Annotated in this window: 14 protein-coding genes and 1 pseudogene; 8 read left to right on the top strand and 7 right to left on the bottom strand. The window is 58.0% G+C overall.

Translation table 11 applies throughout. The features are described from left to right. Positions 1-81: 81 nt before the first annotated feature. Both Q1A07_RS19225 and Q1A07_RS19220 read left to right on the top strand, forming a co-directional pair. Positions 82-1,317 (top strand): putative DNA modification/repair radical SAM protein, encoded by a 1,236-nt coding sequence (locus tag Q1A07_RS19225; protein WP_299783648.1) that lies wholly within the window; start codon positions 82-84, stop codon positions 1,315-1,317. Further along, positions 1,317-2,141: pseudogene (locus tag Q1A07_RS19220) on the top strand (TIGR03915 family putative DNA repair protein); the annotation flags it as partial. The gene Q1A07_RS19225 and the pseudogene Q1A07_RS19220, both read left to right, overlap by 1 nt. Positions 2,142-2,281: 140 nt before the next feature. On the opposite strand, the gene Q1A07_RS19215 reads toward Q1A07_RS19220, so the two are convergent. Further along, on the bottom strand, positions 2,282-3,190 hold the full coding sequence (locus Q1A07_RS19215) for a GNAT family N-acetyltransferase (protein WP_299783647.1): 909 nt from the start codon (positions 3,188-3,190) through the stop codon (positions 2,282-2,284). A gap of 271 nt (positions 3,191-3,461) precedes the next feature. Between Q1A07_RS19215 and Q1A07_RS19210 the strand changes: the two genes are divergently transcribed. Further along, positions 3,462-3,860: a RidA family protein gene (locus Q1A07_RS19210; RefSeq protein WP_299783646.1), complete on the top strand. Its 399-nt coding sequence runs from the start codon at positions 3,462-3,464 to the stop codon at positions 3,858-3,860. 111 nt (positions 3,861-3,971) lie between these two features. Here Q1A07_RS19210 and Q1A07_RS19205 read toward each other — a convergent pair whose 3' ends face one another. Next, the gene (locus Q1A07_RS19205; protein ID WP_299783645.1) at positions 3,972-4,922 is read right to left on the bottom strand and encodes a LysR family transcriptional regulator; all 951 of its coding nucleotides are present in this window, start codon (positions 4,920-4,922) and stop codon (positions 3,972-3,974) included. An 83-nt stretch (positions 4,923-5,005) separates the two neighbouring features. On the opposite strand from Q1A07_RS19205, the gene Q1A07_RS19200 reads away from it, so the two are divergent. Next, positions 5,006-5,917 (top strand): PhzF family phenazine biosynthesis protein, encoded by a 912-nt coding sequence (locus Q1A07_RS19200; RefSeq protein ID WP_299783644.1) that lies wholly within the window; start codon positions 5,006-5,008, stop codon positions 5,915-5,917. Between the two features lie 117 nt (positions 5,918-6,034). Here the strand turns inward: Q1A07_RS19200 and Q1A07_RS19195 are convergent, their stop codons facing one another. From Q1A07_RS19195 to Q1A07_RS19185, 3 genes are all read right to left on the bottom strand, one after another. Then, positions 6,035-6,811, bottom strand: coding sequence for an ATP-binding cassette domain-containing protein (locus Q1A07_RS19195; protein ID WP_299783643.1), 777 nt, complete (start codon positions 6,809-6,811; stop codon positions 6,035-6,037). Beyond that, entirely contained in the window at positions 6,811-7,836 is a 1,026-nt protein-coding gene (locus Q1A07_RS19190) for an ABC transporter permease (protein WP_299783843.1), read from the bottom strand. Before Q1A07_RS19190 ends, Q1A07_RS19195 begins: the two co-directional genes overlap by 1 nt. Before the next feature lie 92 nt (positions 7,837-7,928). Next, positions 7,929-8,948, bottom strand: a complete 1,020-nt coding sequence (locus Q1A07_RS19185) for a sugar ABC transporter substrate-binding protein (RefSeq protein ID WP_299783642.1) — start codon at positions 8,946-8,948, stop codon at positions 7,929-7,931. Between the two features lie 149 nt (positions 8,949-9,097). On the opposite strand from Q1A07_RS19185, the gene Q1A07_RS19180 reads away from it, so the two are divergent. The 4 genes from Q1A07_RS19180 to Q1A07_RS19165 all read left to right on the top strand — a co-directional run bounded on the left by Q1A07_RS19180 (position 9,098) and on the right by Q1A07_RS19165 (position 13,899). Next, entirely contained in the window at positions 9,098-10,288 is a 1,191-nt protein-coding gene (locus tag Q1A07_RS19180; protein WP_299783641.1) for an ROK family transcriptional regulator, read from the top strand. Positions 10,289-10,725: 437 nt separating this feature from the next. Further along, entirely contained in the window at positions 10,726-11,298 is a 573-nt protein-coding gene (locus tag Q1A07_RS19175) for an aspartyl/asparaginyl beta-hydroxylase domain-containing protein (RefSeq protein ID WP_299783640.1), read from the top strand. A 118-nt stretch (positions 11,299-11,416) separates the two neighbouring features. Beyond that, on the top strand, positions 11,417-12,253 hold the full coding sequence (locus Q1A07_RS19170; RefSeq protein ID WP_299783639.1) for an alpha/beta hydrolase: 837 nt from the start codon (positions 11,417-11,419) through the stop codon (positions 12,251-12,253). Continuing rightward, complete coding sequence (locus Q1A07_RS19165) at positions 12,250-13,899, top strand: ABC transporter ATP-binding protein (protein ID WP_299783638.1); 1,650 nt, start codon at positions 12,250-12,252, stop codon at positions 13,897-13,899. The genes Q1A07_RS19170 and Q1A07_RS19165 overlap by 4 nt, the downstream gene beginning before the upstream one ends. Positions 13,900-14,096: 197 nt before the next feature. On the opposite strand, the gene Q1A07_RS19160 is transcribed toward Q1A07_RS19165, so the two are convergent. Then, complete coding sequence (locus Q1A07_RS19160; RefSeq protein WP_299783637.1) at positions 14,097-14,768, bottom strand: response regulator transcription factor; 672 nt, start codon at positions 14,766-14,768, stop codon at positions 14,097-14,099. A gap of 121 nt (positions 14,769-14,889) precedes the next feature. Beyond that, positions 14,890-16,455, bottom strand: a complete 1,566-nt coding sequence (locus tag Q1A07_RS19155; protein ID WP_299783636.1) for a HAMP domain-containing sensor histidine kinase — start codon at positions 16,453-16,455, stop codon at positions 14,890-14,892. Positions 16,456-16,558: the final 103 nt, after the last annotated feature.

Below are 16,558 nucleotides of genomic sequence, written 5' to 3'. Positions count from 1 at the left end.
GTGCATGATGAAATTTGTCAGCGCAACGTCCCTGCGCCTTTCTGTGTTGCGCGTGTCGCGTGCAGAACATAAAGTGAACAAATGACTCGCATGACCGTCAAAAGAAAGCTCGAAATCCTGAGCGATGCCGCCAAATACGATGCCTCATGCGCCTCGTCAGGTTCCAGCAAGCGCGACTCGCGGGATGGCAAGGGGCTCGGCTCGAACGAAGGCAGTGGCATCTGTCACGCCTATGCCCCGGACGGACGGTGCATCAGCCTGCTCAAGATCCTGATGACCAATTTCTGCGTCTACGACTGCAGCTATTGCGTGAACCGGGTGTCTTCGAACGTGCCACGTGCACGCTTTACCGTAGATGAAGTCGTGGACCTGACGATCAACTTTTATCGGCGCAACTACATCGAAGGGCTGTTTCTCTCCTCAGGGATCATCCGCTCGCCGGACGCAACGATGGCGGATATGGTGCGGATCGCACGCAGGCTGCGCAAGGAGGAATCCTTCAGGGGATACATTCACCTGAAGACCATTCCGGACGCGGCACCCGAACTGATTGCCGAGGCGGGTCTGCTGGCGGATAGGCTGTCGATCAACGTCGAATTGCCTACGGATGCCGCGGTCGAGGCCTACGCGCCGGAAAAAAGCCCCGAGCAGATCCGGGGCGCAATGGCAGATGTCAGGCACCGCAAGGACGCGGCACAGGACAGGTCACACCGCGGTCGCCGTCCACCGCGGTTCGCGCCCGCCGGTCAGTCGACGCAGATGATCATTGGCGCGGATGGCGCGACAGACAAAACGATCCTGGGCCGCTCCACCCGGCTCTATGGCGACTACAAGCTCAAGCGCGTGTATTACTCGGCCTTTTCGCCGATCCCGGACAGCTCTGCCAAACTGCCCCTGATCAGCCCGCCGCTGCAGAGAGAGCACCGTCTGTATCAGGCGGATTGGCTGCTGCGCTTTTACGGGTTCGAACTGGATGAAATCACCTCGACCACGCGCGACGGCAATCTCGACCTGGCGGTCGATCCGAAACTCGCCTGGGCGCTGGAACATCGCGCATTGTTTCCGGTGGACGTGAACAAAGCCCCGAAAGAGCTGTTGCTGCGGGTGCCCGGTTTTGGCGTGAAGACGGCCAAGCGGATCGTGAGCACGCGCCGACATTGTTACCTGCGCTATGACCATCTTCTGCGGATTGGCGGCGCGATGAAAAAGGCCCAGCCCTTTATCGTCGCGGGCGGGTGGAGCCCGGGCAGCCTGACCGACAGCGCCTGCTTGCGTGCGCGATTTGCGCCGTCGCCCGAACAGTTGACCCTCTTTTGATGTATCACGTCGTGATCCCCAAAATCGGAGCTGCCACTGCGTGGCGCACGGCGGCGCGGGGCTTTCTCGCAGCGCAGATCCCTCCTCATGAAATATGCTGGCAAGAGCCTGGAACCGCGCCAGAACTTTTTGCGCACACGCAGGCGCTCCCGCCCACAGGCGACATCAAGGTGTCCCGCCGCTTTGTAGCGATGGCCAACAGCGTTGTCTGGCATCGGGATCGCGACCGTTTCGCGCACCTTTACGGTTTTCTGTGGCGGCTACGGGATGCACCACATTTGATCGGCGATCACGGTGACCCGCATCTCGCGCGCTTGCGGCGGATGGAAAAGAACGTGCACCGATGTCAGCACAAGATGAAAGCCTTTGTCCGCTTTCGGGAGATCGGCGATCCGGAAGCGCCACGCCGCTCTTTCGCTGCGTGGTTTGAGCCCACGCATCACACGGTCGAGCCGACGGCATCGTTTTTCGCGAGACGCTTTGGGGACATGGACTGGCGGATCATAACGCCTGACAAAACCGCCATATGTGTTGATGGGGTGGTATCGTTTTCAGCGGGCCAAGCGCGCCCGGATTTACCCGAGGATGCTCACGAAGACCTGTGGATCGCTTATTTCGAGAACATCTTTAACCCCGCCCGCCTGAAGGTGTCGGCGATGTGTTCTGAGATGCCCAAGAAATACTGGAAAAACCTGCCCGAGGCGGTCGCCATCCCGAACCTCGTGAAAACTGCGCCCGAGCGCGCAGAGAAAATGGCCCGCGCCGCACCGACCTTGCCGCCACTACGCGCGGAAAGGATGAAGGAGCGGCTTGCACAGGGCAACGCAACGGACGGGGCGCTGCCTTCTCAGACCTCTGCCCCGCGCCAAAGAAAGTGACCTGGCCGGTCGCCAGGAAAGACTGCGCCTTGCGACGTCAGGCACAAAGGCCGATCGCTCGCATCCGTTCAGGTTGTGCAAGAACTTCACAGGAACATCTTCAATTCATATTGTCCAAGTGTCCGCTCCGCGCCGAGAGAGGCCATGAAATCGCGGAAACCATCTGAGGCGTTGTCGGCGTTGATCACACGCAGACTTTGCACGTCCCGATAACTTCCCAGCAGTGCGCCTGCGATCCCCATGCGCCGTTTGTCTTGCCTGACGGCAATCTGCGCCAGGGTCCCCGTGCTTGGAACAATCGCAGCGTAACCTGCCACCCCTGCACCGTCGAAAACCGCATGACATGTCACATCATCGGCGATCGCGTTCAAGGATTCAGCGTCGTTTTGCCAGGACGGCCGAAAATCCTGCAGGGGCTGAACAGCCTGCGCCACCGCGTGCCAGGAAACCTCTGACACCTCATGTTGCCCCGCCGGACCTTCTGGACGCGACAGAGCATAGCAATCCAGAACACGCGCGGTCGTCATCCCGAGCGACAGATACAGATCATGGGCCTGTTTGTTGTCGATCAACACTTCTGTCTGCAAACTTGCCGCCCCGGCGCGTTTGAACGCCGAAAGGCACTCTGCGGCAAGGGCGCGCGACAGCCCACGCCGCCGATGTGTCGGGTCAGTTCCGCTGGAAATCAGATAACCTGCCGCGCCGCGAACGGACACGAGCCAAATTGCGGCAATTTCACCATCGATGAGCGCAACTCTGGACGCCGCACGATCAAGCCCTCTCTGGCGCATCATGAAAGTGAAGGCCTCAGTCGTCAGATGCATCGGCACTGCGTAGTCGGAGAAGGATCGGTTCATCGCAGCACACAACGCCTCCATCGAGCAGGCTTCTGCGGATTGGATTTTTGCGGGACTGGTAATGGCTGATGATCCTTCAATGCGGGCAGGTGTGTTGTCTTCGGGTTGCATGAACGGGTAGCGATAATTTGTCGTCATCCAAGTGCGACCTAAAATCAACCGTTCTCGCTGAATTTCAGTGCATGTTCAGCTGCCGGACGCCAATCGAAAACCCAAGCGCGGCACAAAGAGGCCTTGTCGCCACTCAACGTCGGCGCAATCAAACAGCGCCATACACCAGATTAGACGTCGCCGTTTCTGCGCGACATAAACACAGCCGATACCTGCATTGCGCCTTTTATTGGTAGAGTGACACGTCGACAGCGTAACACCCAGCAAAACAGTCAATGTCCAAGGCTTGGAGTTTCAGATGCTTAAGCGCCTTTCGCCAAACACTCTCCGTGCAGTTCCTGAACAGTACCAAGGCATATATGTGCACGGCACCGAGATCACGGAACCACGTAGGTTCGTCTTCCTATCCGGCCAGATCGGTGTGGCGCCGGACGGCACGACCCACGCGAGTTTCAAAGATCAGTGCAACCAAGCGATTGACAACGTCGAGGCACTCTTGGTTGACGCGGAGATGACGACTGCCGATATTCTGCGGGTCACCTACTTCGTGACTGACGCTGACAACCTGGCAAGTCTTTCCGAGGTGCGCCAGACCAGATGGAATGAGGGAAATGCACCTGCCGTGACAACTTTGGTTGTGGCCGCGCTGGCCGCTCCCGATTTGTTGGTAGAAATCGAAGTCACGGCTGCGAAGTAATCTGTTTCAGATTGACCCGTAATCTTCCGGAGATATGCAGTTTTAGACCGCAAATCCTTAGGTGCAGACGTGCTGCTTCTAAGTAAGACGATCGCTCGGTAGGCATTGGGGTCAAAGACTGCTCCCGGAGTATCTCTCCGAACGGTGCTTGCTGAAAAGCTGCTTGCTCAGGCGCACTTCAGCAGCCAGCCAGCTAGACAGCTTTTCAAATGCATCGGTCTGCGCAAAATCATATGTGGTAACCAACCAGTATTTGGACGCAACTGATTTGGGTGGCCCGGAGTTGACGAGCAAACCAGCCTCCAGATCACTTTCGAAGAGCAAGCTGCGGGCAAGCGCATGTCCCATACCACCTATGGCCGCCTGTATCGCAACATCCGTACGCTCGAATGTCACAGAGGTGTCAAAGGGACCTTCTCCATATCTTTCAGCCCCAAGATACTGCTCCCACGAGTTGTCGGGATCGTCCATCTCGGCGCGCGTATCCCGTAACAGCACCGCGCGGCGCTCGCCGCTCATCAAGGATGATGCCAAGCTGCCGCTGGATACGGGGATGGCAAAGCAACTTGACAGCACGGTCGCGTACAAACCGGGGTATGGGCCCGGGCCGAAGCGGATCGCAGCATTTGATGCGCTGCTCGGGCCAAACTCCGTTAGCTCGTCATCTACGTTGAGCGTCAGTTTCAAACCACTCGCCTGAGCGCGCGTCATGGCGGGCACGACCCATTTCATTGCAAGAGATGAAGAGAGGGACAGAGTTGCCCCGTCGCGCTGCTGAATGCGAAGGACGGCATCCAAGGCGTGTTCCAGCGCATCCGTTGCGCTTTCACAAGCCGCGCAAACTGGCCCACCTTGCAGCGTTGGCGTCACGTTTCGCGTGGTACGCGTGAAGAGAGCGAACCCCAGGTCTTCCTCGAGAGCGTTGATTTTATGACTGATGGCGGACTGATGGACGCCCAGCTCATGCGCCGCCTGCGTAAAGCTCATTGTCCGAGACACGGCCGCAACGGTTGGCGCCGCCGCTGCAAGTTTCCGAACAGATTTCTGATTAGTTCTTTTCATGAAAATAGCTCATTAATATATGATCCATTTTCACGCAAACTCCTTTTATAGATGGGCATAACTATCCACCTGAGGAAGGTACCATGAACATAACAGATGAGAAGACAAAAGTGACTGCCCACATCGTCAATGGCTTCGTCAAAAACGGAACGGGTGGAAATCCTGCTGGCGTAGTCTTCGATGCAGATCATCTAACCGATGAAGACATGTTGCAAATTGCGGCAAAGATTGGCCTGTCAGAAACGGCATTCGTGTCCAGCTCTGATGAAGCCGGGTTTAGGTTGGACTTCTTCACACCGAACCGCCGTATTGCGCATTGCGGTCACGCGACAATCGCCGCCTTTGCGCATATGGCCGAGACCGGTGCCGTTGCTGAAGGCGAAACGTCAAAGATGACGGTCGATGGTCCACGCAAGATCATCATCAAGGGCGAGCAAGCCTTTATGGAGCAGATCGCTCCCTCTTATGAAACACCCGCACAATGGTCAGGCAAGGGTGTCTCGCTCCCGGATGTACTGCGCTCCCTGGGGCTCGGCGAGGCCGACATGATGGAGGGCGTTGACCCCCAGTTAGTCAATACCGGGAACAGTTTCGTGGTTGTTCCGGTCAAGAATGAAGACGTTCTCGCCGGGATTACACCAGACCTGGACGCAATCAGCGCGATCAGCGACAAACTCGACCTCATCGGCTACTATGTATTTGCGATGTCGCCTTCTTCTTCGAGCCACGCGACGACGCGGATGTTTGCCCCGCGATACGCAATCCCGGAAGAAGCTGCTACGGGTATGGCCGCTGGCCCGCTGGGATGTTTTCTCTACGATGTCATGGGCATCAAAGAGACCCATATGACCATCGATCAGGGTGATTTCATGACCCCGGCTTCACCAAGCACAATCATGGTCGATCTGACGCTTGATACAACCGGAGCGATCACAAGCCTGACTGCGGGTGGGTACGGGCGCTCGATGCGACAAATGGAGATTGAGCTCGAATGACAGGCTCTCCGCCCCGGGGTCATAGGGCCCCGGGCGTGTCAGCCAAAAGCGGGACACGCGGACAGACGCCCCTAGCGCTTCTGTCAGATGCGCGTGAGCGACGACTACCTATAGCGATTACGCGTCGACGGCTTCCGCAGGCGCATCTTTCGCCCCCGTCATGAAAGCAACGGCGTCGGACATCGTGTAGTCCTTGGGGTTGATGACACAGAGCCGCTTTCCCAACCGGTGCACGTGAATTCGGTCAGCGACTTCAAAGACATGCGGCATGTTATGGCTGATCAGAATGATCGGAATGCCGCGGGACTTCACATCCTGAATGAGTTCCAGCACCTTGCGGGATTCCTTGACGCCAAGCGCCGCTGTGGGTTCATCGAGAATAATCACCTTGGATCCAAAGGCCGCTGCCCGCGCAACCGCCACCCCCTGGCGTTGCCCGCCGGACAGCGTCTCAACCGCCTGGTTGATATTCTGAATGGTCATCAACCCAAGCTCGCTCAGCTTTTCCCGCGCCAGACGTTCCATCTTGGGGCGATCCAGCTTGCGGAACCACTTGCCCACGATGCCCGGGCGACGGATCTCGCGGCCCATGAACATGTTATCCGCAATTGAGAGCGCGGGCGACATCGCGAGCGTCTGGTAGACCGTCTCGATCCCTGCTTCGCGCGCCTGAATGGGCGACCGGAAACTGATTTGCTGACCTTCCAGAAAAACCTGCCCCTCGTCCGGGATGACCGCACCGGATACCGCCTTGATCAGGGAAGATTTACCCGCACCGTTGTCGCCAATCACAGCCAGGATTTCACCCGGCATCAGATCAAAATCGCAATGGTCCAGCGCCGTCACCTTGCCGTAGCGCTTTACCAGACCACGTCCTTTGAGAATGGGTTCCATTATGCGGCCACCTTTCTGATCCATTGGTCCACGGCAACCGCCGCGATGATGAGCACGCCAATCAACAGGTAGGTCCACTGTGCGTCCGCCCCCATCAGGCGTAAGCCAAGGGTAAAGACGCCCACGATCAATGCACCGAAGAAGGTGCCCAGAATGGAGCCGCGCCCCCCGAAGAGCGAAATGCCCCCGATCACCACCGCCGTGATGCTTTCGATGTTCAGCAATTGTCCCGATGTGGGCGAAACTGATCCGATCCGTCCAATCAGGGCCCAACCGGCGAAACCACAGATCAGCCCGGCCACAGCGTAGACGGAGATGAGCGTGCCCTTGACGTTCACGCCAGACAGCTCTGCAGCTTCGGGATCATCCCCAACGGCATAGACATGGCGCCCCCAGGCCGTGTGGCGCAGCACATAGGCCAGCAGGACGACCAGCACCACCAGGAAGAGCACACCGACCGTGAAGACCGCCCCGCCCACTTTGAACTTGGCGCCCAGCAGCTGCAGCAAGGCGGCGTTGGACGCGATTTCCTGACTGCGGATCGTCTCATTTGCGGAATAAAGGAAGTTTGCGGCCAGCACGATTTGCCACATGCCCAAGGTGACGATGAAAGGCGGCAGTTTCATCACCGCCACAAGCCAGCCGTTCACATATCCAATGGCGGTCCCTGCAATCAGGCCGCAGGCGACGGCAACCTCGACCGGCAGGCCATAACGAAAGGTGAACTGCCCCATGATGACGGATGAGATGACAGCAATCGCGCCCACACTCAGATCAATACCTGCCGTCAGGATGACCAGCGATTGCGCCGCCGCGACGATGCCAACGATCTGCACCTGCTGCAAGATCAGCGTCAGGGCAAAAGGCGAGAAGAATTTAGATCCCAGGAGCAGGCCGAAGACAACAACCGATGCCACCAGAACGATCAGCGGCACCAGAGCCGGGTTGATATGCAGCCAGTGTTGCAGCGTCCCAATAAGACCGCGGTGTGGGTCGTCGAACCGGGCGACCCCGTCTTCTGTCATCTCTGCGCGTGACATTTCTTCCCTCTCCCTTGGTAAAAAGGGGCGCTCTGAGCCGCCCCTCTTCTTAGTTTAGACATGTAAGGCGCTCGACGTCAGCCCCAGCAGAGGTTTGTGCCCTCGACTGTATCGATGCTCTCGACACCCTCCACGGGTTCATCCGTGACCAGTGCGACGCCCGTGTCAAAGAAGTCTTTGCCCGGCGTCAGTGCAGGCTTGGTGCCGTCCTTCGCCCAGGCCGCGATGGCTTCAACGCCCTTGGAGGCCATCAGCAGCGGGTACTGTTGAGATGTCGCACCGATCACACCGTCCTTGATGTTGGCCACGCCGGGGCAGCCGCCATCGACGGAAACGATCAGCACGTCGTTTTCGCGGCCGATGGATTTGAGTGCCTCATAGGCCCCCGCCGCGGCAGGCTCGTTGATGGTGTAGACGACATTGATTTCCGGGTCCTTCGCCAAAAGGTTTTCCATCGCCTTGCGACCACCCTCTTCATTCCCCGCCGTGACATCGTTGCCGACAATCCGGGGGTCAGTCTCGTCCCCCCATTTGTTCGGATCGCCGATATCAATGCCGAAACCTTGCAGGAATCCCTGATCCCGCAGCACGCCGACGGTCGGCTGCGATACGGCAAGATCAAGCATCCCGATCTTTGCATTTGCGGCCTCATCGCCAAGCTTGGCAGCGGCCCATTTGCCGATCAACTCGCCCGCCAAAAAGTTGTCCGTGGCAAACGTCGCATCCGCTGCATCAATGGGAGAGAGGGGTGTGTCGAGGGCAATGACAACCAAACCAGCATCCCGCGCCTGCTGCACAGAGGAAACGATGGAGGATGTGTCAGACGCCGTCAGCAAGATGCCTTTTGCGCCATCGGCAATACATGTCTCGATCGCAGCGACCTGCGTTTCATGGTCACCGTCGACTTTACCAGCAAAGGATTTGAGCGTCATGCCCAACTCTGCCGCCTTGGCTTCGGCGCCTTCCTTCATTTTGACAAAGAACGGATTTGTGTCTGTTTTCGTAATCAGGCACGCGGTCACGGCATGACCATCTGCAAATGCCGCACCGGACAGTGCAGTCATGGCGACAGCAGTTGTTGCGAGTAGTTTTTTCATGATGTCCTCCCAGACGATAGATCCAATTAAGCGGAACTCGGTTCAACAAAACCGATTCTCGGAACAGGGTCAATAAATAAATAAACTTGATTTATTAATTCAGCACGACGTATCTTTCACGTGTAACTTTGCGTGTAAGGCCTGTGTCCATGGATGGGTCCAAGATCAGAACTCTCAGTGGCGGCGTGAACCAGAGCGGATTGCGAAACCACAATGAACGTCTGCTTCTGTCGATGCTGCAGCGCAACGGCCCCCTGCCGGGCAGCGATCTCGCGCGGCTTGCCGGTCTGTCGCCACAGACCGTTTCTGTCATCCTGCGAAAACTCGAAAAGGACGGCCTGCTCCAGCGCGGAAAGCCCGTGCGCGGCAAGGTCGGAAAGCCCTCGGTCCCGATGCGGTTGGCGCCCGATGGCGCGTTTTCAATCGGGGTCACAATCGGACGACGCAATGCCAAGATCATCCTGATGGATTTCACCGGCGTTGTGCGCGCCGAACGCAGCATCGGGTTTCAGTATCCCCTGCCAGATGAAATCTTCGCATTTCTCCGCGACGGCTGCGCAGATCTGGTTGGTGTTTTGCCTCAGAAGCTTCAGGACAGGATTTGCGGCATTGGGATTGCAGCCCCATTCGAGCTGTGGAACTGGCACGAGATGGTGGGCGCCAGCGCAGAGGAGTTCGCGCTGTGGCAGGATGTCAGCTTTCGCGAGGAAGTCGCCGAGTTCTCGGATTTACCGGTTCACATCGTCAATGATGCCACTGCCGCCTGCCGGGCGGAACATGTCTACGGACGGGGGAAAGAGTTCCGCGACTACGCATATTTTTTCGTCGCGGCCTTTGTCGGCGGCGGCGTTGTGCTCGATCATTCGGTGTTCGAAGGACATCAGGGCAACGCGGGCGCGCTGGGGTCTTTGCGCAGCGTCGGCCCGAATGGGGAAAGCCGTCAATTGATCGACATCGCCTCGATTCATCTGCTGGAGGCGCGACTGGCGGAGGTGGGGCTCGACCCCAGCGCCCTGTGGACCAGCGGCGACTGGAGCCCTTACGAACGCTACGTCGAACCGTGGATCAGGCAGACCGCGCAGGAGCTTGCAAAGGCTGCACTCTCGACCTGTGCCGTGATCGATTTCGAAGCCATTCTCATCGACGGCGGCCTACCTGCGGACGTCAAGCGCACGCTGGTCGAACGGACCCGGCGCTATATCTCAAATCAAGACACGCGCGGTCTCATCCCCCCGCAGATCGAAGCCGGAGAAATTGGGCATAAGGCGCGCGAAATCGGCGCGGCATGCGGGCCGATCTGGTCGCAATTCCTGCTGAAATCAAATGCCGGGCTGACCTGATCCACACCCCAGTCTGCCGGACTTCTTCTCAAAGCGCCTTATTCATCGCATCCGAACTGACCTTTTAGAACCAGTTTTTCTGGTCGCATTGGCGCAAGGCCTAAAGGATCCTGGCTACGTTTAGCAGACGCCTCGCGCCACCATCCCCGCACCCTGAGAACTGCCCCAATCGATTCTCAAAACCGACCAAGACAGAGCAACCACAATCGCAGTTTCCTCCTGAAACACACTGAAACACGCCTGTCCTGAAAGTCAGATGAAAATTCGATGAAGCCTCGGTTAAGCGATTATAAATTTATTATTAAAATCAATATCTTGATTGAAAAAACAGGTCGAGCCTCTCATCCTCACCACATACCCGCCGAACAACCTTCGGGTCAACAGGCGGGTGCGAAGGTGAAACTGACAACCCCAAGCGACCCCAGAGAGGACATGAAATGCAATACTTCAAACGGCTCAAATCCGAGATAGATCCGACCCCGTTTCTTGACGAGATCAACGGCGTCGCAAATGCCTGGGACGCGTCCACGGGCAGACAGGACAAGATCGCCGTGCAACGCGAGGCCAAGGCCATCCCGCTGCGCGGTCTGCGCAAATCGGCCATCGGCGGTCGCAAACGGTGCGACGTGCATGAAAGCAGATGGACCACCGGATCGCAGAACTACCCGCTGGCACGTGCGTTTCTGGAGGACTTCGCGCGAGAGCAGGACAGCATCCTGGGCCAGGGGAAAATCGTCTGCCTGCCCGCCGGAAAACGCGTCTACCCGCATATCGACCGGGGACAGTATTACCGTGTTCGCAACCGCTACCATTTCGTGCTGAACTCCGCGCTTGGATCCTGGATGAAGGCGGGCGACGAAGAAGTGCGCATGAAACAGGGCGAGCTCTGGTGGTTCGACAACGACCAGATGCACGAAGCCAACAACGACGGGGATCAGGACCGTATCCACATGATCTTTGACATGTTGCCCCGTCACCTCGCCGAGGAAGTTCTGGGCACGGCCGCCTGAACCACCAGAAATTGGGAGCGTTACCATGTGCATCGATTTAAACACTCTTACCCCCCAAACCCCGTCTCACCGACTGGTTTTCCGGTCTGGGAAAGGCCCGGGCGAATTGGACTGCTGGATGGCGCTCCCCCACAACATCGCGCCGGATATGCCGCCGCTGATCGCGGTTCACGGTATCCGTCGCGGTGCCAAGCTTCAGGCGGATCTGTTCGGGAAACGGGCTGCGGCTTTGGGGCAACCCGTGATTGCCCCGGTTTTCGACAAGGCCAACTGGCTCGGATATCAACAGGCGTTCCTGTGCGGCCGCGCCGATCTCGCCTTGCTGGATCTGGTTCTGGCGCTGAGGAACGAGGGCGTCGTTAAAACGGAAAAAATCGATCTCTTCGGCTTTTCGGGGGGTGCGCAGTTTGTTCACCGCTTTGCAATGCTGCACCCGGATCGGGTCTCTCACCTCAGCATTGCGTCGCCGGGGTGGTACACTTTCCCTGACAATGCGCCCTATCCTTACGGGCTTTGGCCACGCCCCGAGCATCCGGACGAATGGAGCTACTGCCTGATCGCGAAACTGGACAGGTTTCTCGCATTGCCCATCCGTGTCTGTGTTGGCGAAAACGACTGTGTGCGGGACAAGAATACGCGCAGCGGCGCTGCAATCGACGCACAACAGGGCCTGAACCGACTGGACCGCGCCAAAAGGTGGGCAGAAACCGTGCACACCACAGCTATTGATATGAAAGTGGCGCCCCAGATCACACTGCATGAGCTGAAAGGCTGCGGCCATGACTTTCAGACCTGCGTAACCAAGGGGGAGCTCGACCGGATCGTGATCCCCGATCTACCGTCGCACCAGTGGCCTGTCACATCCTGCAGCGGCACATGCACAGCGAAACAACGGCAGATGTGTCATGCAAAATCCAGCGCAACACCGCTGAACGTCATGGAGGCCACAGGATGAGCTCGCTTCCGAAAATCATGGGCGAAGGGCGCAATCGCAGCCTCATGCTGCTCACCGGTCTGGCTTTGGGGCAGGCGATCGCCACCGGTCTCGCAGCCTTCGCAACCCGTGATGTATTTCTCGCTTTTCGCGAAATGCCGCCTTCCTTGCCACTAGGCTCCCTCTTCCTGATCGCTCTGACCGGTGCAGCAATTGGCGCCTTCAGATTTTCCGAACGCTTGGTCGCCGAAAGAGTTGGACAGAACTATGCCGCCTCACTCCGCATCACGCTTTTCAAACATATGGCGCGCGTGTCCGCGCGCGATGTCGCTGCACGGCGCAACGGGTCTTTGGCGCTCAGGTTCGTGGGTGATCTGACCGCCGTCCGAGCCTGGATCAGTATGGGATTGGCCCGGCTGATCTCGGCGCTGGTCGTTCTGCCTGTGGCAACGGGGGTCCTCTTTTACATGAATTTCGAGATTGGATTGGCTGCTACGATTCCAATCGTCATTGGATTGCTGTTTTCCAGTGTTCTGGGACCGAGGCTTGGTCCCGCGCACAAGCGGTTGCGCGCCCGACGCGCGAGATTGGCGGCAGATATGAGCGAGCGCATTCCGCATGCCCCTGAACTGCGGCTTTTAGGACGTATCCAGACTGAAACCCGGCGGCTCGAAGTGAAGACGGAAAAACTGGTCGACGCTGCCCTTGAACGGGCGAAAGGGGCCGCTTTGCTGCGCGCGATACCTGACATCGTCTCCGGCATCGCGGCTGCGAGTGTGTTTAGCGTGGCATTGCATCGTGGGTTGCCTGCCGCAGAAGCGGCCGGTTGCCTGGCCGCTGTTGGCTTGATGATCCAGCCTATGCGAGACCTCGCAAGCGTTTGGGACCGGCATCGTGCATGGCAAAACGCCCGCGAGAAATGTCTCAATCTGCTGAATGTGCCCAAGCTTGAGATTGACAGGTCCACGGATGTTACCGTGCCAGATGCACCACCTGCTCTGATGTTTTCCGATGTCTCTGCAGGCGGGCTCTCAACGATCAGTGCCACGGCATTGCCGGGGCAACGGATCGGGATTGTTGGCGCAAACGGTGCTGGCAAATCCACGCTACTCAGCCTCGCCGCAGGGCTTGAACATCCAACATCCGGCACCGTGATGTTTGGAGACATCTCACCTGCGGCACTGACCACCCGGGAACGCCGCCAGATGATTGCCCTGATTGGTACGAGATCCCCAATCCTGAAGGGATCGCTGCGCCGCGCGCTGACCATGGGTGTTCAGGGGCGCCCGGCGGACGCGGATATTGTGCGCCAGGCCAAGACCTTCGGACTTGGCAAAGTTATCTCCCGCCTAGGTGGGCTGGACGGCACGGTGTCGGAAGGCGGTCGCAATCTATCTGCGGGCGAAATCCGCAGGGTGCTTCTGACCCGTGCAGCGCTGTCCAACCCACGCCTGATGCTGTTGGATGAACCTGACGATGCCTTGGATCAGGAAGGCCCGGAACTGGTGCGGACCCTTGTGCACGGATGCGAGGCGACAACGATTCTGATCACACACAACATGCAAATTGCGAAAATGATGGACGTCCTTTGGGTCATTGAAGACGGGCGCATCGCGCAAACGGGCACGCCAGACGAAGTATTGATAAACCTCGCGATCAATCGCTGATGTCCGGCGGCGGCATGCCTTGAAGCGCACCCCTCGTCTTCACGGCACGCCCATTTTCTATTCGGATGAATAGGGAAGCCACAGCAGACAGCATCCCGTGACAAACCCGAAGAGAATGGCCCGTAACCTGGCAAGGCGCCAGCGTGAGCTTTGTACCTGAACAGAACTATGCACAGGCTTGGCATCTCGACACGGGCTTACCCGAACCGATAACCGGCCCCGCGCACCGTTGCGATGAGTTGACCGTACGGGCCGAGCTTCTTACGCAACCGACCGATGTAAACATCAACGACGTTGGTCATCGGGTCCTCATGTGTGCCCCAGACGGAATTCAGAATGCGTTCTCGGCTGAGGGCCTTGTTCTTGCTGGCCATAAGAATGGCGATCAGTTCCCGTTCCTTGGCGGATAGCTCAACCACCACACCGTCTACCGTCAGCACCATGGCGGCGCTGTCATAGACCAACCCCTGATGCTGCAGCTTGCCCTCGTCGCCATTGCTGGCGTATCCGGTCGCACGGCGGTGCAAGGCGGACACCCGCGCAATCAGTTCATCGAAATCGAACGGTTTGGGCAGGTAATCATCGGCCCCCAGACGCAAGCCGGAGACACGTTCATCGGTGCTGTCCAATGCCGTCAGCATCATCACGGGCGTTTTGTTCAACCGGGCGCGCAGTTTTTGACAGACCTGCTGACCACTGATGCCGGGTAGCATGAGATCGAGGATGATGACATCGAATTTTCGGTCCCGGATGATGTCCAGACCAGTCTCGCCGTCACCTGCATGCTCGACAACCCATCCTTCGGCCTTCAAACCACGACGGATAAAGTCTGCCACCCGCAATTCGTCTTCGATCAACAGGATATTCATAGCCAATGCGCCTTCTTGCTGTCTTTCGGGCGCGTTGCTCTCGCCCTGTGAAAGACAAACGGCTAGGGCTATCACTTTATTCCCGATTAATTTCTCGAACCAAACGCGCGCCGCAAAACTGTCAGGATTGCGATACAACCCGCAAGGGCGTGGAGACTGGCAGTTCCATAATGCTCGAGAGTCCGCCGCCATCCCGGTCCTGCAAAAGCGCGTTTCCGCCATGCGCACGGGCTATGGAACGCACCACCGGCAGGCCAAGACCTGCCCCGTCTTCGTATTGGTCCGCGGCGTTCGATCCGCGGAAGAACCGCTCGAAAGCCTTCTCTTTCTCGTCATCTGGAAGGCCTGGGCCGTCATCTTCCACACAGACGCGGTAACCGGTTGCCATCCGCACCAAGCGGACGATAATCTCGGGCCCGCCGTAACGGCGGGCGTTCTGGATCATGGCCGCAACGCATTGCCGAACGCGCGACACATCCACCGACACCTCCGCCGTCTCGAGATCAGTGATAACCGGTATCTCCGGTCCAAAAACGCCGACCGTGTCAGACAACAACTGCTTAAGATCAACCCGTTCTAGCTTGAGGCGAGTTTGCCCGGCCTCTTCGCGCGAAATGAACAGCAGGTCATTTACCAGCAGGTTCGTATGCCTGGCCGTCTCGCGCGTGCGCCGCAGCGCCTCGCGATATTCCTCGACCGTCTTGTCCGCACCGCGCAGCGCCACATCGCTTTCCCCCTGAATGATGGTCAGCGGGGTGCGTAGCTCATGGCTGACGTCGGCGAGCATCTGGCGGCGCGCGTCTTCGGCGACCCGCGATTTTGTAAGCAGGCTTTCCAGTTCTGCCGTTCTGCTACGCACGGCTTCTTCCAACTCGGTGTTTTGCGAGGTCAAGGATTTCGTGCGGGCTTCGACCATGGCCGCCATGGTGTTCATCACCCCGCCAATCGCAGAAATTTCGCTACGCCCTTTCAATGCAATACGCTGCCCGAATTTGCCTTCGGCCAATGCGCTGACACCCTCCATGAGATGGCTCATGGGGCGCAGGATCTGCCGCGTGTAGATCCACAAGGCCCCGGCAGAGACACTCAACGCCAGTAATACAAGAAAAAATGCCACCGAATTGGCGGTTTGCAGGTGCTTGTCTGCCGCTGCGCGGGTTGCCTCGACCTCCTCCAATTCTTCGTCAAGGGCGGCGTTGATCATTGAATGAAAATCACGGTCGATCTCGTCGTCCAACATGACCGACAGACCGGTCCAATTGCGTTCAAACCGGTCAAATGCAGTGTCAGTGCGAACAATTTCGAAACGTGTGATCAGGCCTTCGATCTTACGCTCGATCTGGGAAAGCAACTCAAGTTCTTCGACCTCTTCATCTCCAACCAGTTCGATCTCCCGTCCGATCAGGTATCGGATCGAGCGGATGTTTTCCCGGATCAACCGGATTAACTCGGCCTCTCCCCTGCCCTTGTCACGATCTCCGATCAGCATGGCATCGCCATATTGCTTGAACAATTGATAGGTATTGCCGCTCAACTGCAGATGAACCTCATAGGATTCATGCGCCAGATTGATCCGTTCGTTGTAAAATGCGGCCCGCTGCGCCGTCCAATACGCGAGCGCAGATCCGCTCAGCGCCACGATCAGCATGATTGCCGCAAGGATGCGTAGCAGATTGGCAATACTCATACTCTTCTCCTTAGCGTTCCAGGCAAAGCGGCGAACATGTTTTGCGTTATGTGCGCCGACCCTTTCCCCGATGCTGCAAACACCTCATGAAAGACGGCAGGCT

The sequence above is a fragment of the uncultured Roseobacter sp. genome (assembly GCF_947492555.1).
Taxonomy (GTDB): Bacteria; Pseudomonadota; Alphaproteobacteria; order Rhodobacterales; family Rhodobacteraceae; genus Roseobacter.
This window is presented reverse-complemented; position numbering and strand designations above follow the sequence as displayed.